Below are 21,076 nucleotides of genomic sequence, written 5' to 3'. Positions count from 1 at the left end.
TCAGGCCGCCTCCACCTCCACCGGCACGCCGTTGAGCGCGGCGTTGCCGGACAGCGCGTCGAGGTGGCGCTCGTCGGTCAGGTCGTTGGCGCTGGCGCCGCCCTGCTCGCTGGCGATGGCCAGTTGCACGCCGGGGCGCGCATGGCCCCAGCCATGGGGCAGGCTGACCACGCCGGCCATCACCTCGTCGCTGGCCGCCACCTCGATCTCGACGCTGCCCACCCGCGAACGCACCCGCACCCGCTGGCCGTCCACCAGGCCGCGGCTGGCCAGGTCCCGGGGGTGCATCAGCAACTGGTGGCGCGGCTTGCCCTTCACCAGGCGGTGGTAGTTGTGCATCCAGGAGTTGTTGCTGCGCACGTGGCGGCGGCCGATCAGCAGCAACTGGCCCTCGGCCGGCGCCGGGGTGTCGGCGAAGCGCCCGAGGTCGGCGAGGAACAACGCCGGCGCGGCTTCCACCTGCCGGCTGGGAGTCTTCAGGCGAGCCGCCAGGTTCGGCCGCAGCGGGCCCAGGTCGAGGCCGTGGGGATGCTCGCGCAGCCGCGCCAGGCTGAGCTTGTGCTCGCTGGCATCGCCATAGGGACCGAAGCGCAGGCCCATGTCGATCATCTGTTCCGGCGCCATGGTCGGCTTCAGCTCGGTGCCCTGGCGCGCAGCATAGGCCTTGGCCAGGCCGACGAAGATTTCCCAGTCGTGCAGCGCGCCGGCGGGCCTGGGCAGCACCGCCTCGTTGAAGCGGGTGACGTTGCGCACCGCGAAGACGTTGAAGGTGCTGTCGTAGTGCTCGTGCTCCAGCGGCGCGGTGGGCGGCAGGATGAGGTCGGCGTAGCGCGTGGTCTCGTTGATGTAGAGGTCGATGGCGAGCATGAACTCCAGGCCGTCCAGGGCCTGCTCCAGGCGCCGCCCGTTGGGGGTGGAGAGCACCGGGTTGCCGGCCACGGTGACCAGCGCGCGGACCTGGCCCTCGCCCTCGCTGAGCATTTCCTCGGCCAGGGCCGCCACCGGCAGCTCGCCGCCGTACTCCGGCAAGCCGGACACCCGGCTGCGCCAGCGGCCGAAGGCGCCGCCGGAAGTGCTCGCCACCAGGTCCACGGCCGGCGTGGTGCAGAGGCTGCCGCCGACGCGGTCGAGGTTGCCGGTGACCAGGTTGATCAGTTGCACCAGCCATTGGCAGAGGGTGCCGAAGCGCTGGGTGGAAACGCCCATGCGCCCGTAGCACACCGCCTTGTCGGCGGCGGCGAAATCCCGGGCCAGGGCGCGGATGCTCGCCGCCGGCACGCCGCAGCGCTGCGCCATGGCCTCGACGCCGAAGGGCGCCAGCGCCGCGCGCACCTCCTCCAGCCCAACCACCGGCAGGTGGCTGGCGCGCCCCAGATGCTCACCGAACAACACGTCGAGGATGCCCAGCAGCAGCGCCGCGTCCTGCCCCGGACGGATGAACAGGTGCTGGTCGGCCAGCGCCGCGGTCTCGGTGCGCCGCGGGTCCACCACCACCAGGCGACCGCCGCGGGCCTTCAGGGCCTTGAGGCGTTTCTCCACGTCCGGCACGGTCATGATGCTGCCGTTGGAGGCCAGCGGGTTGCCGCCGAGGATCAGCATGAAGTCGGTGTGGTCGATGTCCGGGATGGGGATCAGCAGGCCGTGGCCGAACATCTGCTGGCTGACCAGGTGGTGCGGCAGCTGGTCCACCGAGGTGGCCGAGTAGCGGTTGCGCGTCTTCAACTGGCCGAGGAAGTAGTTGCTGTGGGTCATCAGCCCGTAGTTGTGCACGCTGGGGTTGCCCTGGTACACGGCCACCGCGTCGTTGCCGTGGCGCTCGCGGATCTCCGCCAGGCGCGCGGCGACCAGCTCGAAGGCCTCGTCCCAGGCGATCGGCTGCCACTCGTTGCCGACCCGCCGCATCGGCTGGCGCAGGCGGTCGGGGTCGTTCTGGATGTCTTGCAGGGCCACTGCCTTGGGGCAGATGTGGCCGCGGCTGAAGCTGTCCTGCGCATCGCCCTTGATCGACAGGATGCGCTGGTCCTCGGTTTCGATGGTCAGGCCGCAGATGGCCTCGCACAGGTGGCACGCACGGTGGTGGAGGGTCTTGCTCATGGCTCGCCTCTTGTTGTTGCGCCGGCCTTCATGGGCCGGTCGTTACCAGAGCGAGCACTATGGAACCGCGCCGCGGCGAACGCCACAAGCCTAAGTGCAGTGAATCGAGAGATATAGACGTGAATCGGGCCGGCACGAGGCCGGCCCTCCACCAGGGGACGACGGTCGGCAGAGGGGGGATGCCGACCGTGCCGGCATCAGCGGATGCCGGCGATGTTGCCTTTGTTGCCGGTGACCTTGACGTCGACCTTCTTGAACACGAAGTAGTCCTGTACCGACACCTCGTAGCGCGGCGCGACGATCAGGTCGGCGCCGGAGCTCTTGACGGCCTTGAAGGCCGCGGCGGACTTGACGCTGGACACCGGGTCGAAGGACAGCAGCGAGCCGCCGTCGGTGCCGCCGTAGGCCACGCCGTCGGCGAACTGGTTGTCGCCGCCGAACTTGAGGAAGCCGAACAGGATGTTCACCGAGGATTGGCCGGTGATCGGCTCGCCGACGCGGACGTCGGCCTTGAGGTCGGTGCTCACCACGCCATCCATGGGCGCCGACGGCTGGTTGACGTTGTAGCTGGTGCAACCGCTGGCGGTCACGATCACCGCTGCCAGGGCGGTGCTCATCCATAGTTTCTTCATTGAAAGCTTCTCCTAATGGCTTGTGCCGCCGGACTCGGCGGCGGCGAAAAGCTATCAAGGGAGACGCGGGCATTTATGTAGTCCCGCTCGCCAGACCCAATAGGACCTTTCCGTTCGTTTGCGAAATGTTCCGAAACCCGCCGTCACCGGGCCCGGCGGGGCTCTCCGCGGCAAACTTGCGTGGATGCGTAATTTCCTTATAGGATCGCGTCTTCCCCCTAAATTTCCGCTGCATGCGGTCAGGCCGCAGGTTCAGTCCGTTTTTTCTCGAAAAGCCGGCCAGACCCTCGGTCGCAACTCTGAGAACAAGCAGTAGGTACTGAATCATGAGCGCAAGGCACTTCCTCTCGATGCTGGATTACACGACCGACGAACTCCTCGGTCTGATCCGCCGCGGCAGCGAGCTGAAGGACCTGCGCGACCGAGGCGTGCTCTACGAGCCACTGAAGAACCGCGTGCTGGGCATGATCTTCGAGAAGGCCTCCACCCGCACGCGGATCTCCTTCGAAGCCGGCATGATCCAGCTCGGCGGCCAGGCGATCTTCCTCTCCCCGCGCGACACCCAGCTGGGCCGCGGCGAACCCATCGCCGACGCGGCGAAGGTGATGTCGCGCATGGTCGACGCGGTGATGATCCGCACCTTCGCCCACAGCACCCTCACCGAGTTCGCCGCCAACTCCCGCGTACCGGTGATCAACGGCCTGTCCGACGACCTGCACCCCTGCCAGTTGCTGGCCGACATGCAGACCTTCCACGAGCACCGCGGCAGCATCGCCGGCAAGACGGTGGCCTGGATCGGCGACGGCAACAACATGTGCAACAGCTACATCGAGGCGGCCATCCGCTTCGACTTCCAGCTGCGCGTGGCCTGCCCCGAAGGCTACGAGCCCAGCGCCGCGCTGCAGGAACTGGCCGGCGAGCGCGTGCGCGTGGTGCGCGACCCGCGCGAGGCGATGGCCGGCGCGCACCTGGTGAGCACCGACGTCTGGGCCTCCATGGGCCAGGAAGACGAAGCCCAGGCGCGCCTGCGCACCTTCCGCCCCTACCAGGTGAGCCGCGAACTGCTCGACGGCGCCGCCGCGGACGTGCTGTTCATGCACTGCCTGCCGGCGCACCGTGGCGAGGAGATCAGCGAAGACCTGCTGGACGACCCGCGTTCGGTGGCCTGGGACCAGGCGGAGAACCGCCTGCACGCGCAGAAGGCGCTGCTCGAACTGCTGGTCGAACACGCCCACTACGCCTGACCTTCACCCAGCCGCACGGCCCCGGCCCGCCGTGCGGCACGGGGTCGCCGCGTTCGCGCCGGCGAGTAATTCTCATTCGCCACGTGTAAACTCTCTGCCTCCGCTTCTTTCTCCACGGCCCGATCCATGACCCGACCGCTGTTGCTCGAACTCAGAAACCTCTCCTGTGGCTATGGGCAGCAGCGCGTGGTGCAGGACGTCAGCCTGCACCTGAACGCCGGCGACATCGGCTGCCTGCTGGGCCCTTCCGGCTGCGGCAAGACCACCACCCTGCGCGCCATCGCCGGGTTCGAGCCGGTGCAGGCAGGCGAGATCCACCTGGCCGGCGAGACCATCTCGCGCCCCGGCTTCACCCTGGCGCCGGAGAAGCGCCGCATCGGCATGGTGTTCCAGGACTACGCGCTGTTCCCGCACCTGACGGTGGAGGACAACGTCGCCTTCGGCATCCGCAAGCACCCCGAACGCCGGCGCATCGTCACCGAGCTGCTGGAGCTGGTGAAGCTCGACAAGCTCGGCCGGCGCTACCCCCACGAGCTGTCCGGCGGCCAGCAGCAGCGCGTGGCCCTGGCCCGCGCGCTGGCCCCCGAGCCGCTGCTGCTGCTGCTCGACGAGCCCTTCTCCAACCTCGACGTGGAGCTGCGCCGCAAGCTCAGCCACGAGGTCCGCGAAATCCTCAAGGCGCGCGGCACCAGCGCCGTGCTGGTGACCCACGACCAGGAAGAGGCCTTCGCCGTCAGCGACCAGGTCGGCGTGTTCAAGCACGGCCACCTGGAGCAGTGGGACACTCCCTTCAACCTCTACCACGAGCCGCAGACGCCCTTCGTCGCCAGCTTCATCGGCCAGGGCTATTTCATCCGCGGGCAGATGCTCGACCCGGACAGCGTGCAGACCGAACTGGGCGTGCTGCGCGGCAACCGCGCCTACAGCCTGCCCCAGGGCAGCGCGGTGGACGTGCTGCTGCGCCCGGACGACCTGGTCTACGCCCCGCAGGGCACCCTGAAGGCGCGCATCGTCGGCAAGTCGTTCCTCGGCGCGGCCACCCTGTACCGCCTGCAGCTGGCCACCGGCACCCTGCTGGAATCGATCTTCCCCAGCCATGCCGACCACCAGCCGGGCGAGGAAGTGGGCATCGGCGTGGCCGCCGACCACCTGGTGCTGTTCCAGGCCGAGGGCAGCGTGGCGCTGGACTCGGCGCGCTGACGCCGCCCCGTTGTTCGTGCCGGTGAATCCCATCGCGGGCAGGGCCCTACAGGTTGCGGGAAGCACGGTATGCCTCCCCCGTAGGAGCGGACCTTGTCCGCGATAGCCGGACAATCCGGCGCGATTCGCGGATGAGATCCGCTCCTACGCCGCCCCACCCACGCCATTTCCATGTAGGAGCGCGCCCTGCGCGCGAATCGCGGGCAGGGCCCGCTACAGGTTGCCCCGAGGCACGGCACTCCCCCGTAGGAGCGGACCTTGTCCGCGATAGCCGGAGCCACCAGCGCGCTTCGCGGATGAGATCCGCTCCTACGCTGCCCCACCCACGCCATTTCCATGTAGGAGCGCGCCCTGCGCGCGAATCGCGGGCAGGGCCCGCTTGTATGGCGTTAGGGTAGGAACCTGTCGGGGGTGGAGGGACAAGACCCGCTTCTGCAAGCCAGACGGTAGGAGACTTCCCCCACCCACGCGCTCACGACAAGCGCCGATAAGGAATCCATCGGATTTGAGTAGCCGCTCAAACCGACAATATCAGCAAGCCTGCGCCACCGTGAGCCCCGACAGGTCGACCCCATCTTCACCGTCGGAGAACACCATGACAAGCCAGGTCACGGTTATTGGAATCGATGTTGCCAAGGAAACACTGAGCCTGTGCGATGCCCGCACCGGTGAGGTGTTCGAACTGCCTAACGAAGCCCGTGCGATCAAGGCCTGGCTCAAGACGCTGCCATCCAACTGCGCCATCGCAATCGAGGCAACGGGCATCTACCACGTGCTGGTTGCCAGCCTGGCGCATGCCCGGAAGCACCGGATCTACCTCATCAACGGCTTCCGCCTGAGCAACTATCGCAAGGGGATCGGTGGGCGAAACAAGGACGACCGTAGCGACGCCCAGCTCCTGGCCCGCTACCTGTCCCATGAACAGGCGCAGTTGGAGCCCTGGCAGCCGCCGAGCAAGGTGTACTGCCGCTTGCAGGCGTTGCTGCACCGTCGAGCCGTGCTCGTCCGGAATGTCACGTCGCTGCGTCAGAGCTTCTCCCAGGACCCTATGCTGGCAAGGGCATTGAAGCCAGTCCTCAAGCGCATGGCTGTCCTGGAGCAACGCCTGGAGACACAGATCCAGCTCGTGCTGGAGGAGGCCGGGCTGAAGGAGCAGAGCAAGCGTTGCCAGGCCATCGAGGGGATCGGGCCACTGACGGCCGCAGCGCTGATCCTGGCGTTTCTGCGAGGGCATTTCCGCAACAGCGACGCCTTCATCGCATTTCTGGGGCTGGATGTGCGACTCAAGGAGTCTGGCCGTTACAGCGGCCGGCGGAAGCTGACCAAGCAAGGCGATCCGGAAATCCGCCGGCTACTGCACAACGCCGCCATGGCTGCAGCTCGCACCAAACGCTGGAGGGAGCTCTATCAGGGCTATTTGGCACGCGGGCTGAAGACAACCGAGGCCTTGACCGTCCTGGCCCGCAAACTCGCCAGAATCGCCTTTGCCCTGATGCAGACACAGACGACCTACCAACCCCGGGGATAAGCCGTCATTGACATAGAATCTCCTACAGGTTGCCGGGAAGCACAGTATTCCTCCCCCGTAGCGGACTCCGTCCGCGATTCGGCAGATAACGCCGTAGCGAACCGCATTGCGCCGCGGCTCAGGCCTTCTCCGCCTGCCCCGCCTCGACGATGGCCAGCACCGCCGCTTCGTCCACCACATCCATCTGCTCCGGCCGCAGGAAGCGTTCGCCGTACTCGCGGTACACGCCGCTGGCCACGAACAGCCGGAACAGCCCCGCGTCCACATGACGGTCGCGGGCCATGAAGGCGAGGATCTTCAGCGACTCGGACAGCGTCTTCGGCGCCTTGTAGGGGCGGTCGGCGGCGGTCAGCGCCTCGAAGATGTCGGCGATGGCCATGATCCGCTCGGGAATGCTCATCGCCTCGCCCGACAGCCGCCGCGGGTAGCCGGTGCCGTCCATCTTCTCGTGGTGGTTGGCGGCGATGGTCGGCACCCGGCGCAGGTGCCGGGGTAGCGGCAGCGCGCTGAGCATCATCAGCGTCTGGACGATGTGCTCGTTGATCTTGAAGCGCTCCTCGTCGGTCAGGGTGCCGCGGCGGATGCCCAGGTTGTACAGCTCGCCGTAGTGGCTGGCGAAGGCCGGCAGGCGCATGTCGAAGCCCCAGGTATTGCGCGGGTCGTCCTTGGCCACCGGCGGCTTGCGTTCGCCCCAGGGCACCTGGTGCGCGGGCTTGTCGGCCAGCAGGCGTTCCTCCACCGGCAGCGGCTCGATTGGCGTCGCGGCCAGGCGCTCGGCCTCGTCGTGGGAAATGCCGATGCGGTCGTCGAAATGCCGCCACCAGCGGCGCTCGCCGATGCGCTCCAGGCGCTCGATGTCCTCGTCCTTCATGAACTCGCCGCCGACGTTGGCCTGGGCGACGAAGGCGAAGTCCTCGCGCAGCGCCTGCTGCTCGGCATCGCGCCGCTCGCGCAACTGGCTTTCCTCGCCGCCCTCGGCGCGGTCGCGCCAGTAGCGGATGTCGGCGTCGCGCCAGAGCACCTCGAAGCGCATGCGGACTTCGTGCAAGCGGTTGTACAGGGTCTCCAGCTTGGTGGCCTTGTCCACCACGTACTCGGGACTGGTGATCTTGCCGCAGTCGTGCAGCCAGGCGGCGATCTGGAATTCGTAGCGCTCGGCGTCGCTCATGGCGAACGCCGCGTAGGGCCCATCGCGGTCGTCGATGGCCTTCTGCAGCAGCATGTCGGCCAGTTGCGGGACCCGCTCGCAGTGGCCGCCGGTGTAGGGGCTCTTGGCGTCGATGGCGTCGGCCAGCAGCTTGATGATGGCGTCCAGCAGGCGCTGCTGGGCCTCGATCAGCTGGCGCGTCTCGATGGCCACGGCGGCGGCGCCGGACAGCTCCTCGACGAAGCGCTTGAACGGCCGCCGCGGCGTGCGCCGACGCTCGCCCTCCTCCTGCAGTTGCAGCACCAGGATGCCCAGCAGCTCCCCGCTGCGATTACTCAGCGGCACCTCCATATGCCGGCCGCGGCCGCTCAGGGCCTGGTCCAGCAGGCTGGCCAGCTGCGCCTCGTCGAAGCCCTCGATGAGCAGCGACTGCGGGTAGTGCTCGCCGTTCACCGCGCAGGCCTGCGCCAGGCGGTTGTCCTGCTCCTGCAGCAGGTACACCGCGCCGCCCTGCACGCCGGTGGCCACCACCAGGCGCGACAGCACCTCGGCGAGCATGCTGTCCAGGCGCGTCTCGCGGCTCAGGCTGAGGGTGATGCCCTGGAAGTTGTGGATGGTCCGCGACATGCCGCCGAGCACCCGGCTCAGTTCGCGCACCTCGCGGATCTTCGAATCGACGCCCACCGGCCGGGCGAAGTCGAAGGCCGCCAGCGCCCCCACCTGGTCGGCCAGGGCCCGCAGCGGGCGAGCGATGCGCCGGCCGATCAGCCAGCCGAGCAGCAGCAGGGCCAGCAGCAGCGCGCCGCTCCAGGCGGCCTGGCGCAGCAGCATCTGCCGCGCGCCGGCCAGCAGTTCGTCGGCCGGGATGCCGATCAGCACCCGCGCCTGGCCGCTGGCGAAACTCACCAGCGGTACCCAGATGCCGTACCAGTCCTGGCCCGCCACCTGGTAGCGCTGCGGCGTGCCGGGCGGGCCGCCGAGCTCCACCAGGCGTTCCAGGCTGGGCACGCCGAGTTCGTCGAGATGGGCCAGGCGCACTTCGTCGCCCTGGTGCAGCAGCAAACGCTCCAGGTCCGGGTAGGCGATCACCGTGTTCTGCGCGCCGAGCACCGCCAGCTCGGTGTTGGCGGTCTGGCGCAGGCCGCCCATTTCGGTGGCCAGGTCGTCCACCGAGGCGTCCATGCCGATCACCGCCGCGCCGTCGACGCTGCGCAGGGCCAGGGTCAGGCCGATCTCCTGGGTGGTGAAGAACACGTAGGGCTGCGTCAGCACCGTGCCCTTGCCGGCATAGGCGTCCTTGTACCAGGGGCGCTGGCGCGGGTCGTAGCAGTAGTCGGGGCGTTCCTGGCGCTGCAACAGTTGCAGGCGCGCGTCGTAGAAGCGCCACTCGCCGACCAGCGCGCCCTGCTCGCCGAGGGTCTGGCTCTGCACCAGGTAGAAGGTCTTCTCCGGGGCCTTGAGCGCCTGGCGCGCCTTCGTCGTGCGCAGGGCGCGGATCAGCAGGAACTCGCCGTTCGGGTAGCCGACGTAGAGCGCGCTGAGGGTACGGTTGGCGCGCAGGTTCTCGGCCAGCATCGGCAGGCGTTCCAGGCGCGCCGGCAGGTTGTCGGTCTGCGAGATGCCGTCGTAGCTGAGCAGGCGCAGGGTGTTCTGCGCCGGGTCGAGCAGCCGGCGGATGCGCTCGTTGACCGTCACCCCGAGCTGCGCTGCGGATTCCCCCGCCGCCGTCACCAACGCCCCTTCCACGCCCCGGTAGCCCTGCACCAGCAGGGACACGGCCAGCACCAGCATGCTCAGGATGATGGCGCCGGTCACAAGGACCTGCAGGGGGATGCCGCGTTTGTCTGCCCTCATGGTGCCTCGTCCTGTCCGCCTTGCCCGTCGGGGGTCGGCCGGTAGCCGTTGTCGAGAAGCGCCGCGGCGACGTCCAGCGGCGCGTTGCGCAGGAAGATGCGGACCAGCGAGCCGTCCAGCCGCAGGTCCTCGAACAGGCGCTGCCACTGCGCGCTCTGCGCCGCATTGAAACGCCCGCGGGCCAGCACCAGGCTGCGCGGCACGCCGGGCCCGCGGGCCACGTCGATGCCACGGAAGCGGTGGCGCAGCGCCGGCTCGTGGAGCAGCCCGGCCAGGCTCAGTTCGTGGCCGATCAGCCCGTCCACCTCGCCGCCCAGCAGGGCGTTGAAGCAGGCCGTCTCGTCGACGTATTCGCGCACCCGCCCCTCGCTGCGCAGGATGCGCAGCATGGCGTCCAGGTAGGGGCCGTGGTTGTAGCCGGCGACCGCGCCCAGGCGCACGCCCGGCAGCGCATGGAAGTCGTCCAGGCTGTGCAGGTCGGCGGACAGGTCCAGCGGCACGATCAGCCGTTCGCGCAGGCGCAGGTAGGGCACGAAGTAGGCGTAGCGGCGCTGCTCGACGGTGGCCACGGCGCTGGTGGCCATGTCCAGTTCGCCGCGCTGCAGGGCCGTCCAGATCTGCGCCCGCGGCCGCACCGAGACCTCGAAGGCGCAGCCGGTGCGACGCGCCAACTCCGCCACCAGGTCAGCGTCCAGGCCCTTGCCGTCGTGGTAGAACACCTGGTTGCGGTAGAACGCCAGGCGCACCGGTTGCGCGCAGCCGTAGGGGTCATCCGCAGCCGCGGGCGGGGCCGGGCAGGCCAGCACGGCGAAAACCAGCCCGGTTCGCAAAACAGGGTGCACGACCATGAATCCGACCCATCCGTTGTGTCGGCCAGGGAGGAGCGCAACGACCTCTTCCGCGGCAGGAGAATTAGTAAGAAAGAGCTGTAGGAAAGTGTAATAGGAGGCTGGCCTTTTGCCGGAAAAACGCAGTTCGTCGGATTCCACCCCGGCGGCGGCGGGAAAACGCCCGCCACAGGCTTGCGGCGGGCGAACCGTCCTGCTTAACTCTGGCCCATGCGTGACTCATCGGTCACGCATTACGTCCAAGAAGATTTTTTCCGCTCGGCACTTCTCGCCCAGCCTTTCCTACCTGCCTCGAAAGCCCCGCGCACGGCCCTCCCGAAGAGGTTCGGCGCTTCGCTTTTGCACTTATAAGCTGTTGAAAATAAAAGAAATATGAACTTTCGCCAGGTGACATGAAGCTGTCACCTCAAGGCGCTTTCCTTCTGCCTGGTAGTTCTCTCGTACCCAATCGTGGGTGCATCCATTCGAGCTGCGTATGGAGGAAGCGACATGAGGCCGGAAACCGCCGTCGTCGAAATTCTGCAACACCGGGTCTACACGGAGTTCCACGCCAACAGGGAAGCACGCCAGACCATCATCCTGGTCAACGGCTCGCTGGCTACTACCGCCTCCTTTGCGCAAACGGTGAAATACCTGCAACCGCACTTCAACGTGGTCTGCTACGACCAGCCCTATGCCGGCCGGTCCAAGGCGCACAACGACTGCCGCGAATTCATCAGCAAGGAGTACGAGGCGCAGTTGCTGCTCGGGCTGATCGAGCACTACCGCGCCGACGTGGTGATGTCCTTCTCCTGGGGCGGGGTGGCCACCCTGCTGGCCCTGGCGCAGCGCCCCAGCCGCATCCGCAAGGCGGTGATCAGTTCCTTCTCGCCGCTGCTCAACGCCGCGATGCTCGACTACCTGCACCGCGGCCTGGACTACCTGGGCGCCTGCGACCGGCCGAACATCGCCAACCTGGTCAACGACACCATCGGCCGCTACCTGCCGCACCTGTTCAAGCGCTACAACTTCCGCCACGTCGCCGGCCTGGACGAGCACGAGTACCGGCAGATGCACTTCCACGTCTGCCAGGTGCTCAAGCTCAGCGCCGAGAGCTACATGGAGAAGTTCGCGGCCATCGACATCCCGCTGCTGTTCCTCAACGGCGAGCTGGACCTCTACACCACGCCGGCCGAGGCCAAGCTGTTCCAGCAGCTGATCCGCGATTGCGAGTTCCGCACCATCCGCAATGCCGGGCACTTCATCGATGTCGAGCACAAGCAGGGCTGGCAGGACACCCGCGATGCCCTGCTCGGCTTCCTCAAGCCGCAGCGCCAGCCGGTCAGCCTGTCCCTGGGCAACGGCTACCTGCCTAACCACGAAGGCATTCCGCTGGCCGCCCTGGCCGGCTGAACGCCCCGTCCCGTCGTCCGGCTCCCGCCTTCCCGGCGGGTGGCCGAGGCCTTCCCGCAGCCGTGATGGCAATCCGCAGGGCTCGCGGCCTCGCTCCCCACGCACTACTATCCGCTTAAGCCCCACCCTCACCGGGCCGCCCTTGCGGCCATCCCGGGGCAGGACACCGCCACCCGCGCGGTCGAGTACCCAGGTGCCCTCCCGGGCATCCGCACCAATGGAAGCTGTAATGTCCCCCAGACCCACCATCAATGCCTCGGTCAGCCCCAAGGGCACCCTCGAAACCCTGTCCCAGCGCGAAGTCCAGCAACTCAGCGAAGCCGGCTCGGGCAGCGTCTACCAACTGTTCCGCCAGTGCGCCCTGGCCATCCTCAACACCGGCGCGCGCATCGACAACGCCAAGACCATCCTCGACGCCTACCGCGACTTCGAGGTGCGCATCCACCAGCAGGACCGCGGCGTGCGCCTGGAACTGGTCAACGCGCCGGCCGACGCCTTCGTCGACGGCGAGATGATCGCCGGCACCCGCGAGATGCTCTTCAGCGCCCTGCGCGACATCGTCTACACCGCCAACGAGCTGGACAACCAGCGCGTCGACCTGCACACCTCGCAAGGCATCACCGACTACGTCTTCCACCTGCTGCGCAACGCGCGCACCCTGCGCCCGGGCGTGGAGCCGAAGATAGTCGTGTGCTGGGGCGGCCACTCCATCAGCACCGAGGAGTACAAGTACACCAAGAAGGTCGGCCACGAGCTGGGCCTGCGCAACCTGGACGTCTGCACCGGCTGCGGCCCGGGCGTGATGAAGGGGCCGATGAAGGGCGCCACCATCGGCCATGCCAAGCAGCGACACCACGGCGGCCGCTACCTGGGCCTGACCGAGCCGGGGATCATCGCCGCTGAGGCGCCCAACCCGATCGTCAACGAACTGGTGATCCTGCCGGACATCGAGAAGCGCCTGGAGGCCTTCGTCCGCGTCGGCCACGGCATCATCATCTTCCCCGGCGGCGTCGGCACGGCGGAGGAATTCCTCTACCTGCTGGGCATCCTCATGCACCCGGACAACCAGGACCTGCCCTTCCCCCTGGTGCTCACCGGGCCGCGCAGCGCCTCGGCCTACTTCGAGCAACTGCACGCCTTCGTCGGCGCCACCCTGGGCGAGGCGGCGCAGCGGCGCTACCAGATCATCGTCGACAACCCGGCCGAAGTAGCGCGGCACATGGCCCAGGGCCTGAAGGAGGTCAAGCAGTTCCGCCGCGAGCGCAACGACGCCTTCCACTTCAACTGGCTGCTGAAGATCGACGTCGGCTTCCAGCGCCCCTTCGACCCCACCCACGAACACATGGCCGCCCTGCAACTGAGCACCGACCTGCCGGCCCACGAACTGGCCGCCAACCTGCGCCGGGCGTTCTCCGGGATAGTCGCGGGCAACGTCAAGGAAAAGGGCGTGCGCGCCATCGAGGAGTTCGGCCCCTACGAAATCCACGGCGAACCCGCGCTGATGCGACGCCTGGATGAACTGCTACACGCGTTCGTCAAGCAGCACCGGATGAAGCTGCCGGGTGGGGCGGCGTATGAGCCGTGCTATCGGGTGGTGGAGGGCTGACCTGCTCCTACGGGGGCGCCGCCATTGCCCTTGGGCATCGGTATTCCGGACTGCACGGCTTTTCGTAGGAGCGAGCTTGCTCGCGAACGAGGTAACCGGCGGCTCCGCTGCCATGCCAACCTCCGCGCCCTCTCCCTAACCCTCTCCCTGAAGGGAGAGGGGACCGTTGGGCAGATACGGATGTTCTGGAGTTAGCCGGCAACACCGAAGGTTTCCAACTGAAACCATTCCTCCTCTCGGCACGAACTAGCCCCCTCTCCCTTCAGGGAGAGGGCTGGGGAGAGGGAACGGCCCCACCCACCCCACCGAAACCACCGGCGAGCCCCCACAAAAAACACCCCTCACTCCCCCTGCAAATTCGCCTCCACCCGCGCCAGCAACCCCTGCAACTGCTCCCGCTCCTGCGCGCTGAACCCCCGCACCGCCACCTCCGACAAATGCCGGCCCTGCCCTTCCACCTCGGCGTAAACCGCCTGGCCGGCAGCGCTCAGGCTCAGGCACACGCTGCGCTTGTCCAATGCATCGGCGCTGCCCTCCAGCAAACCACGGTTGCGCAGGCCCTGGATCAGCCGGGCGATCTGCGCCTTGTCACGGCCACTGTGCTCCACCAGTTGGCGTTGGGTGGCGCCCGGGCGGCGGGCGAAGAAGGCCAGCACCTTGAATTCCATGTGCGTCAGGTCATGGGGGCCGTCGCGCAGTTCGCGATATTGCCGCGAACGGTACAGGTGCATGACGGAGTGGATGGTTTCGAGAACGTCGTCGGCTTTCATGGCTATACGGTTGACTTTATCAACTAATGATTCTTATGATCGTTGATATTATCAACCATAGCCCAAGAGGGCCAGCCATGACCCAAGCCACCCAACAACGCCGCGTGCAACGCGTCCGCCACGAACTGCGCATGCGCGAAGTGCAGGTCGCCCGCCGCGAACAGCTCAGCCCGCACTTCGTCAGCCTCACCTTCGCCGGCGAGGCCCTGGCCGATTTCGTTTCTGCCGGCTTCGACGACCACGTCAAGTTCATGTTCGAGGACGACGACGGCAGCATCGTGCGCCGCGACTACACCCCGCGCCGCTTCGACGCCTCAGCCCGCGAGCTGACCGTGGAGTTCGCCCTGCACGGCCACGGCAAGGCCTGCCAGTGGGCCGAGCACGCCCAGGTCGGCGACAACGCGGTGATCGGCGGCCCGCGCGGCTCGATGATCGTCCCGCTGGACTTCGCCTGGCACCTGTTCGTCGCCGACGCCACCGGCCTGCCCGCCGTGCACCGGCGCCTGGAGGAAATGCCGGCCGGCACCCGCGCCATCGTCCTGCTGCAGGTGGAAGCGGCCGACCGTCGCCAGTTCACCACTGCCGCCGACCTCGAACTGCGCTGGTTCGATGACGGCGAAACCCTGCTGGCCGCCGTCGAGGCCCTGCACCTGCCCGCCGGCGAAGGCTTCGCCTGGGGCGCCGGCGAGGCCGCGGCCATGGTCCGCGTGCGCAACCTGCTGCTGGAGAAGGGCCAGCCGAAGGAAGCCATGCGCGTCGCCGCCTACTGGCGCCAGGGCCAGGCCGACTACCACGAGGAACTCAGCCAGTGAAACCCGCCCGCCAGGCGTCGCCGCCCCCGGCAACGCCTGCGCAAGCGCCTCATAAACAAAACCGATACCCGCTTAAAGATTTCCCAGAGGCAGGCCCCGCCCCTTGAGCCTTACAGTCGCCCCACGCCGAAAAACGGCGAGGTGATTCCTGCCGGTCATCATCGTTTTCGAAGCCTGTTGGAATTTTCACCACTACAAGAACAAAAGGTGAACGCGAATGCTCAAGCAAAACCCCGGTGGCATGGAGACCGTCGATGTCAAAGACTGGATCGACAGCCGCCCGATCTCGGCCTACCAGTGGCTCATCCTCTCGCTGTGCTTCCTCATCGTCCTGTTCGACGGCTTCGACGTCGCCGTGATGGGCTTCATCGCCCCGTCGCTGATGCAGGAGTGGGGCCTGTCCCGCGCCGCCTTCGGCCCGGTGATGAGCGCCGGGATGATCGGCCTGGCCATAGGCGCGCTGACCGCCGGCCCCTACGCCGACCGCCTCGGCCGCAAGAAGGTGCTGCTGATCGCGGTGACCGGTTTCAGCCTGCTCAGCCTGGCCTGCGCCTTCGCCCGCAGCCCCTACGAACTGGCCTTCCTGCGCCTGCTCACCGGCGTCGCCCTGGGCGCGGCCATGCCCAACAGCACCACGCTGCTGGCCGAATACCTGCCCGAGCGCAGCCGCTCGCTGCTGATCACCATCATGTTCACCGGCTTCAACATGGGCTCGGGCCTGGGCGGCTTCCTCGCCGCCTGGCTGATCCCGCACCACGGCTGGCAGGCGGTGCTGCTCGCCGGCGGCCTGCTGCCGCTGGCCCTGCTGCCCTTGCTGCTGTGGCTGCTGCCCGAGTCCGCGCGCTTCATGGCCGCGCGCAAGGCCCCGGCCGAGCAGATCGCCGCGGCCCTGGCCAAGCTCGGCGGGCACTTCGCCGAAGGCACCCGCTTCAGCGTCAGCGAGCCGCCGGTGCAGCACAAGGCGCCGGTGCGCCAGCTGTTCGACGGGCGCTTCCGCCTGGGCACCCTGGCGCTGTGGGCCACCTACTTCATGGGCCTGCTGGTGATCTACCTGACCATGGGCTGGCTGCCCACCCTGCTGCGCGACGGCGGCCTGTCCATCGAACGCGCCGCCACCATCACCGGGCTGTTCCAGATCGGCGGCACCGTCGGCGCCATCGTGGTCGGCTGGATCATGGACCGGCGCAACCCCAACCGCGTCATCGCCATCGCCTACGCCCTGGGCGGCCTGTGCATCGTCAGCCTCGGTGCGCTGAGCCTGGAATCCAGCCTGCTGGTGGTCGGCGTGACCGCCGCCGGCTTCTGCATGAGCGGCGCGCAGACCGGCCTCAACGCCTTCGCCCCGGGCTACTACCCCACCGAGTTCCGCGCCACCGGGGTAAGCTGGATGCTCGGCATCGGCCGCTTCGGCGCCATCTTCGGCTCGCTCATCGGCGGCGCGGTGCTCAGCCTCGGCCTGGGCCTGCCGCTGCTGTTCACCTTCCTCGGCCTGCCGGCGTTCGTCGCGGCCCTGGCGATCCTGGCCAACGGCCACGCCCGGCGCCGCGCGAGCCAGGTACTGGCCACGCAGTAACCTGAACCAGAGGACCCCGTCATGGCACGCATCATTGGTGGCCTAGCCGTCTCCCACACCCCGACCATCGGCTTCGCCGTCGACCACGACAAGCAGGAAGAGGCGGCCTGGGCGCCGATCTTCAAGAGCTTCGAGCCGATCCGCGCCTGGCTCCAGGAACAGCGCCCAGACGTGCTCTTCTACATCTTCAACGACCACGTCACCTCGTTCTTCTTCGACCACTACAGCGCCTTCACCCTTGGCGTCGACGACCGCTATGGCGTCGCCGACGAGGGCGGCAACCCGCGCGAGCTGCCGCCGGTGGGTGGCCACGCGGCGCTGTCGCGGCACATCGGACAGAGCCTGATGGCCGACGAGTTCGACATGAGCTTCTTCCGCGACAAGCCGCTGGACCACGGCTTCTTCTCGCCGATGTCGGCGCTGCTGCCCTGCGCCGACGGCTGGCCGCTGCAGATAGTGCCGCTGCAGGTCGGCGTGCTGCAGCTGCCGATCCCCAGCGCGCGGCGCTGCTACAAGCTCGGCCAGGCCCTGCGCCGCGCCATCGAGAGCTACCCGGAAGACCTCAAGGTCGCCATCGTCGCCACCGGCGGCGTGTCGCACCAGGTCCACGGCGAGCGCTGCGGCTTCAACAACCCGGAATGGGACGCGCAGTTCATCGAGCTGCTGGTCAACGACCCCGAGCGCCTGACCGAAATGACCGTCGCCGAATACGCCACCCTCGGCGGCATGGAGGGCGCCGAGGTGATCACCTGGCTGATCATGCGCGGCGCGCTGTCCGCCAGCGTCGACAAGCTGCACCAGGACTACTACCTGCCGTCCATGACCGGCATCGCCACCCTGCTGCTGCAGAACCGCGACCAGCGCCTGCCGGCCCCGGCCATCGAGCGCCACCGCCAGCACATGCAGCACCAGCTGGCCGGCGCCGAGCAGCTCGAAGGCACCTACCCCTACACCCTGGAGCGCAGCGCCAAGGGCTACCGGCTGAACAAGTTCCTGCACCGCATGATCGAGCCGCAGTGGCGCCAGCGCTTCCTCGCCGAACCCGAGGCGCTGTATGCCGAGGCCGAACTCAGCGAGGAAGAGCGCGACCTGCTGCGCCGCCGCGACTGGCGCGGGCTGATCCACTACGGGGTGATCTTCTTCGTGCTGGAGAAACTCGGCGCCGTGCTGGGCGTCTCCAACCTGGACATCTACGCCGCCATGCGCGGCCAGAGCCTGGAAGACTTCATGAAGACGCGCAACCAGCAGGTGCGCTACTCGGTGGCCGGCAAGGCCCCGCGCTAACCCCGCTCCCCCCAGCTTCACCGCCCACCAGCGACGCCACCGCGCCGCTGGCCGGCGACGCTTTGCCCAAGAAACGGAGAACAACAACAATGATCCGCCCGTCCCACAAGCACCGTCTCGTCTGCACCCTGGCCCTGGCCTCGGCCCTGCCGCTGGAGGCCCTGGCCGAAGGCTTCCTCGACGACGCCAAGTCCAGCCTGACCCTGCGCAACTTCTACATGAACCGCGACTACACCGGCGATGCCGCCCAGGGCAAGGCCGAGGAATGGACGCAGAGCTTCATCCTCGACTTCAAGTCCGGCTTCACCCAGGGCACCGTGGGCTTCGGCCTGGACGTGCTCGGCCTGTACAGCATCAAGCTCGATGGCGGCCGCGGCACCGCCGGCACCCAGCTGCTGCCGGTGCACGACGACGGCCGCCCGGCCGACGACTTCGGCCGCCTGGCGGTCGCCGGCAAGGCACGCATTTCCAAGACCGAACTGAAAGTCGGCGAATGGGCGCCGGCGCTGCCGATCCTGCGTTCCGACGACGGTCGTTCGCTGACGCAGACCTTCCAGGGCGCGCAGGTGACCTCGAAGGAACTCGCCGGGCTGACCCTCTACGGCGGCGAATTCCGCCAGAACAGCCCGCGCAACGACGCCAGCATGGAGGACATGAGCCTGTTCAACCGCACGGCCTACACCTCCGACCGCTTCGACTTCGTCGGCGGCGAATACCGCTTCAACCACGAGCGCACCCTGGTCGGCCTGTGGAACGCCGAGCTGAAGGACATCTACCAGCAGCAGTACCTGCAGGTGCAGCACTTCCAGCCGCTCGGCGACTGGGTGCTGGGCGCCAACCTGGGCTACTTCTGGGGTAAGGAAGACGGCAGCGCCAAGGCCGGCGACCTGGACAACCGCACCGCCTCGGGGATGTTCTCGGCGAAGGTCGGCGGCAACACCTTCTACGTCGGCCTGCAGAAGGTCATGGGCGACGACGAGTGGTTCCGCGTCAACGGCGCCAGCGGCGGCACCCTGGCCAACGACGCCTTCGGCTCCAGCTTCGAAAGCGCCAGGGAACACTCCTGGCAGCTGCGCCACGACTACGACTTCGCCGCCCTCGGCGTGCCCGGCCTGACGCTGATGAACCGCTACATCCACGGCGACAACGTGCACAACGCCAGCACCGACGACGGCACCGAATGGGCCCGCGAGAGCGAGCTGGCCTACACCGTGCAGTCGGGGCCGCTGAAGACGCTGAACGTCAAATGGCGCAACTCCAACATGCGCCGCGACTGGGGGCGGACCAACAGCTTCGACGAGAACCGATTGATCGTGAGCTATCCGCTGAGCCTGCTGTAGGCCCCACGCCGAGGCGCTTTCGTAGGATGGGTTGAACTTGCGAAACCCATGCGGCCATGGCGATGGGTATCGCTTCGCTCAACCCATCCTACGACTGCCCCACCCGCACCATTCCAATGTAGGAGCGCGCCCTGCGCGCGAAATCGCGGGCAGGGCCCGCTCCTACAGGTTTCCGTGAGGCATGGCATTCTCCCCCCGTAGGACCTTGTCCGCGATAGCCGGGCGTTCCGGCGCGATTCGCGGATGAGATCCGCTACGCTACGCCACCCACACCATTCCCATGTAGGAGCGCGCCCTGCGCGCGAAATCGCGGGCAGGGCCCGCTCCTACAGGTTTCCGTGAGGCATGGCATTCTCCCCCGTAGGAGCGGACCTTGTCCGCGATAGCCGGAACCTCCGGCGCGATTCGCGGATGAGATCCGCCTACCCTACGCCACCCGCACCATTCCCCTGTAGGAGCGCGCCCTGCGCGCGAATCGCGGGCAGGGCCCGCTCCTACAGGGTGTGGGGCCCTGTCCCCTGGACCACCTCGCGGATGCTCTGCATCAACGCCGCCGACACCGGCGAATGCAGGCAGCCGCTGCGGCAGGTCAGGCCGATGGCGCGGGTGGTCTGTTGCAACTGCACCGGCAGGCGGCACAGCTCGCCGGAGGCTATCTCGTGTTCCAGCTGGTGCGCCGACACCGCCGCGAGCATGTCCGAGCGCAGCAGCAGGCCGCGGATGGTCGCCAGGTCGCCGCTCTCCACCACCGGCCAGGGCGCGGCCATGCCCGAAGCGGCGAAGCAGGCGTCGAGCAGGCCCCGGGCCGGGGAGCCCGCGCGCGGCAGCACCCAGCGCGCCTGCTGCAGTTCCGCCAGCTCGCGGGTGCCTTCCAGCAGCGGGTGGCCGCGGCGCGCCAGCAGCACCATTTCCTCGGTGAGCAACGCCTCGCCGGCCAGGTCGCTGGCGTAGTCCGCCGAGCGCAGGGCGCCGAAGACGAAGTCCAGGTCGCCGGCGCGCAACTCGGTGGCCAGCAGGTCGAACGGGCTTTCGTTGGTGATCACCCGCACCCCGGGATGCTCGGCGGTGAGGCGGACGATGGCCTCGGGCAGGATGCGCGTGCGCCCCAGCGGCAACGCGCCGACATGCACCACGCCCTGCAGGCTGCCGCGCATGGCGCTGAGGTCGGTCTCGATGTGGCGCAGCTCGTTGAGCGCGCGGCGGATCGGGAACAGGATCTCGTGGCTCGCCCGCGTCGGCTGCAGGCCGCGCGGGGTGCGCTCGAACAATGGCCGGCCGCAGCCGCCCTCCAGCACCTTGAGCGCCGAGCTGACCGCCGGCTGGCTGAGGCCGAAGTGGCTGGCCACGGTCTGCATGTGGCGCGTCTCGCAGAGCTTGACGAAGACCTCCAGGCGCCGCCCCTGGAACAGGTACAGCGGCTCCACCGGCGCCGCGCCCAGCACCCTGGGCACGCTCTCCAGCTCGGCCAGCACGCGGCGCGCGCGGGGCAGCACGCAGTCGCCGTAGTCGGTCAGGCGCATGCCGTTGGCGTGGCGTTCGAACAGCGGCGCGTCGAGCCGCGCCTCCAGCTCGGAAATGGCGCGGGTGACCACCGACTGCGCGCGGAACAGCGCTTCCGAAGCCCGCGACACGCTGCCCAGGTCCGCCACGCGGACGAAGGCGCGGACCTGCATCAGGTTCGGCAGCTCGAAGTCGCTCATATCCCCTCCCGGCGCGCAGCCCCACTCCGACGGGACTATGCCCAGCCCTCCG

15 protein-coding genes are annotated in these 21,076 nt (G+C 68.1%); 9 read left to right on the top strand and 6 right to left on the bottom strand.

What is annotated here, in order from left to right:
* Both IG194_RS21585 and IG194_RS21580 read right to left on the bottom strand, forming a co-directional pair.
* A complete protein-coding gene (locus IG194_RS21585) occupies positions 1–2,094 on the bottom strand; it encodes a molybdopterin oxidoreductase family protein (protein WP_058488704.1) in 2,094 nt (697 codons plus the stop codon).
* Between the two features lie 197 nt (positions 2,095–2,291).
* Positions 2,292–2,726, bottom strand: a complete 435-nt coding sequence (locus IG194_RS21580; RefSeq protein ID WP_009618388.1) for a hypothetical protein — start codon at positions 2,724–2,726, stop codon at positions 2,292–2,294.
* A 326-nt stretch (positions 2,727–3,052) separates the two neighbouring features.
* Here IG194_RS21580 and argF point away from each other — a divergent pair, with 326 nt between their 5' ends.
* The 3 genes from argF (at position 3,053) to IG194_RS21565 (ending at position 6,698) form a co-directional block, all read left to right on the top strand.
* Positions 3,053–3,970: an ornithine carbamoyltransferase gene (gene argF / locus IG194_RS21575; protein ID WP_043272489.1), complete on the top strand. Its 918-nt coding sequence runs from the start codon at positions 3,053–3,055 to the stop codon at positions 3,968–3,970.
* Positions 3,971–4,096: 126 nt separating this feature from the next.
* A complete protein-coding gene (locus IG194_RS21570; protein ID WP_009618384.1) occupies positions 4,097–5,170 on the top strand; it encodes an ABC transporter ATP-binding protein in 1,074 nt (357 codons plus the stop codon).
* A 595-nt stretch (positions 5,171–5,765) separates the two neighbouring features.
* Entirely contained in the window at positions 5,766–6,698 is a 933-nt protein-coding gene (locus IG194_RS21565) for an IS110 family transposase (RefSeq protein WP_058070024.1), read from the top strand.
* Positions 6,699–6,816: 118 nt separating this feature from the next.
* Here IG194_RS21565 and IG194_RS21560 read toward each other — a convergent pair whose 3' ends face one another.
* Both IG194_RS21560 and IG194_RS21555 read right to left on the bottom strand, forming a co-directional pair.
* Positions 6,817–9,699 carry an HD domain-containing phosphohydrolase gene (locus IG194_RS21560; protein ID WP_058488703.1) on the bottom strand — a complete coding sequence of 961 codons (2,883 nt, stop codon included), beginning with the start codon at positions 9,697–9,699 and terminating at the stop codon, positions 6,817–6,819.
* Positions 9,696–10,547 (bottom strand): substrate-binding periplasmic protein, encoded by an 852-nt coding sequence (locus IG194_RS21555; RefSeq protein WP_043272486.1) that lies wholly within the window; start codon positions 10,545–10,547, stop codon positions 9,696–9,698. Before IG194_RS21555 ends, IG194_RS21560 begins: the two co-directional genes overlap by 4 nt.
* A 489-nt stretch (positions 10,548–11,036) precedes the next feature.
* On the opposite strand from IG194_RS21555, the gene IG194_RS21550 reads away from it, so the two are divergent.
* Entirely contained in the window at positions 11,037–11,939 is a 903-nt protein-coding gene (locus tag IG194_RS21550; RefSeq protein ID WP_058488702.1) for an alpha/beta fold hydrolase, read from the top strand.
* 229 nt (positions 11,940–12,168) lie between these two features.
* Complete coding sequence (ppnN, locus tag IG194_RS21545) at positions 12,169–13,545, top strand: nucleotide 5'-monophosphate nucleosidase PpnN (protein ID WP_009618376.1); 1,377 nt, start codon at positions 12,169–12,171, stop codon at positions 13,543–13,545.
* Between the two features lie 341 nt (positions 13,546–13,886).
* On the opposite strand, the gene IG194_RS21540 is transcribed toward ppnN, so the two are convergent.
* Positions 13,887–14,315: a MarR family winged helix-turn-helix transcriptional regulator gene (locus IG194_RS21540; protein WP_009618373.1), complete on the bottom strand. Its 429-nt coding sequence runs from the start codon at positions 14,313–14,315 to the stop codon at positions 13,887–13,889.
* A gap of 77 nt (positions 14,316–14,392) precedes the next feature.
* On the opposite strand from IG194_RS21540, the gene IG194_RS21535 reads away from it, so the two are divergent.
* From IG194_RS21535 to IG194_RS21520, 4 genes are all read left to right on the top strand, one after another.
* On the top strand, positions 14,393–15,127 hold the full coding sequence (locus IG194_RS21535) for a siderophore-interacting protein (RefSeq protein ID WP_058488701.1): 735 nt from the start codon (positions 14,393–14,395) through the stop codon (positions 15,125–15,127).
* A 217-nt stretch (positions 15,128–15,344) separates the two neighbouring features.
* Complete coding sequence (locus tag IG194_RS21530; protein ID WP_009618369.1) at positions 15,345–16,700, top strand: MFS transporter; 1,356 nt, start codon at positions 15,345–15,347, stop codon at positions 16,698–16,700.
* A 21-nt stretch (positions 16,701–16,721) separates the two neighbouring features.
* A complete protein-coding gene (locus IG194_RS21525) occupies positions 16,722–17,984 on the top strand; it encodes a gallate dioxygenase (RefSeq protein WP_043272481.1) in 1,263 nt (420 codons plus the stop codon).
* 89 nt (positions 17,985–18,073) lie between these two features.
* Positions 18,074–19,324 carry an OprD family porin gene (locus IG194_RS21520; RefSeq protein ID WP_082996190.1) on the top strand — a complete coding sequence of 417 codons (1,251 nt, stop codon included), beginning with the start codon at positions 18,074–18,076 and terminating at the stop codon, positions 19,322–19,324.
* A 494-nt stretch (positions 19,325–19,818) separates the two neighbouring features.
* Here IG194_RS21520 and IG194_RS21515 read toward each other — a convergent pair whose 3' ends face one another.
* Positions 19,819–21,024, bottom strand: coding sequence for a LysR family transcriptional regulator (locus tag IG194_RS21515; RefSeq protein ID WP_058488700.1), 1,206 nt, complete (start codon positions 21,022–21,024; stop codon positions 19,819–19,821).
* Positions 21,025–21,076 lie beyond the last annotated feature (52 nt).

The sequence above is a fragment of the Pseudomonas sp. ADPe genome, from assembly GCF_014843515.1.
GTDB lineage: Bacteria > Pseudomonadota > Gammaproteobacteria > Pseudomonadales > Pseudomonadaceae > Pseudomonas > Pseudomonas citronellolis.
The sequence above is the reverse complement of the archived record's forward strand: the minus strand, read 5'-3'. Positions and strand labels throughout refer to the sequence as shown.

What these genes read in the sequence shown, in the direction of transcription:
- IG194_RS21585 (WP_058488704.1), bottom strand. Translation starts at nt 2,094, where the DNA reads ATGAGCAAGACCCTCCACCACCGTGCGTGCCACCTGTGCGAGGCCATC.
- IG194_RS21580 (WP_009618388.1), bottom strand. Translation starts at nt 2,726, where the DNA reads ATGAAGAAACTATGGATGAGCACCGCCCTGGCAGCGGTGATCGTGACC.
- argF (WP_043272489.1), top strand. Translation starts at nt 3,053, where the DNA reads ATGAGCGCAAGGCACTTCCTCTCGATGCTGGATTACACGACCGACGAA.
- IG194_RS21570 (WP_009618384.1), top strand. Translation starts at nt 4,097, where the DNA reads ATGACCCGACCGCTGTTGCTCGAACTCAGAAACCTCTCCTGTGGCTAT.
- IG194_RS21565 (WP_058070024.1), top strand. Translation starts at nt 5,766, where the DNA reads ATGACAAGCCAGGTCACGGTTATTGGAATCGATGTTGCCAAGGAAACA.
- IG194_RS21560 (WP_058488703.1), bottom strand. Translation starts at nt 9,699, where the DNA reads ATGAGGGCAGACAAACGCGGCATCCCCCTGCAGGTCCTTGTGACCGGC.
- IG194_RS21555 (WP_043272486.1), bottom strand. Translation starts at nt 10,547, where the DNA reads ATGGTCGTGCACCCTGTTTTGCGAACCGGGCTGGTTTTCGCCGTGCTG.
- IG194_RS21550 (WP_058488702.1), top strand. Translation starts at nt 11,037, where the DNA reads ATGAGGCCGGAAACCGCCGTCGTCGAAATTCTGCAACACCGGGTCTAC.
- ppnN (WP_009618376.1), top strand. Translation starts at nt 12,169, where the DNA reads ATGTCCCCCAGACCCACCATCAATGCCTCGGTCAGCCCCAAGGGCACC.
- IG194_RS21540 (WP_009618373.1), bottom strand. Translation starts at nt 14,315, where the DNA reads ATGAAAGCCGACGACGTTCTCGAAACCATCCACTCCGTCATGCACCTG.
- IG194_RS21535 (WP_058488701.1), top strand. Translation starts at nt 14,393, where the DNA reads ATGACCCAAGCCACCCAACAACGCCGCGTGCAACGCGTCCGCCACGAA.
- IG194_RS21530 (WP_009618369.1), top strand. Translation starts at nt 15,345, where the DNA reads ATGCTCAAGCAAAACCCCGGTGGCATGGAGACCGTCGATGTCAAAGAC.
- IG194_RS21525 (WP_043272481.1), top strand. Translation starts at nt 16,722, where the DNA reads ATGGCACGCATCATTGGTGGCCTAGCCGTCTCCCACACCCCGACCATC.
- IG194_RS21520 (WP_082996190.1), top strand. Translation starts at nt 18,074, where the DNA reads ATGATCCGCCCGTCCCACAAGCACCGTCTCGTCTGCACCCTGGCCCTG.
- IG194_RS21515 (WP_058488700.1), bottom strand. Translation starts at nt 21,024, where the DNA reads ATGAGCGACTTCGAGCTGCCGAACCTGATGCAGGTCCGCGCCTTCGTC.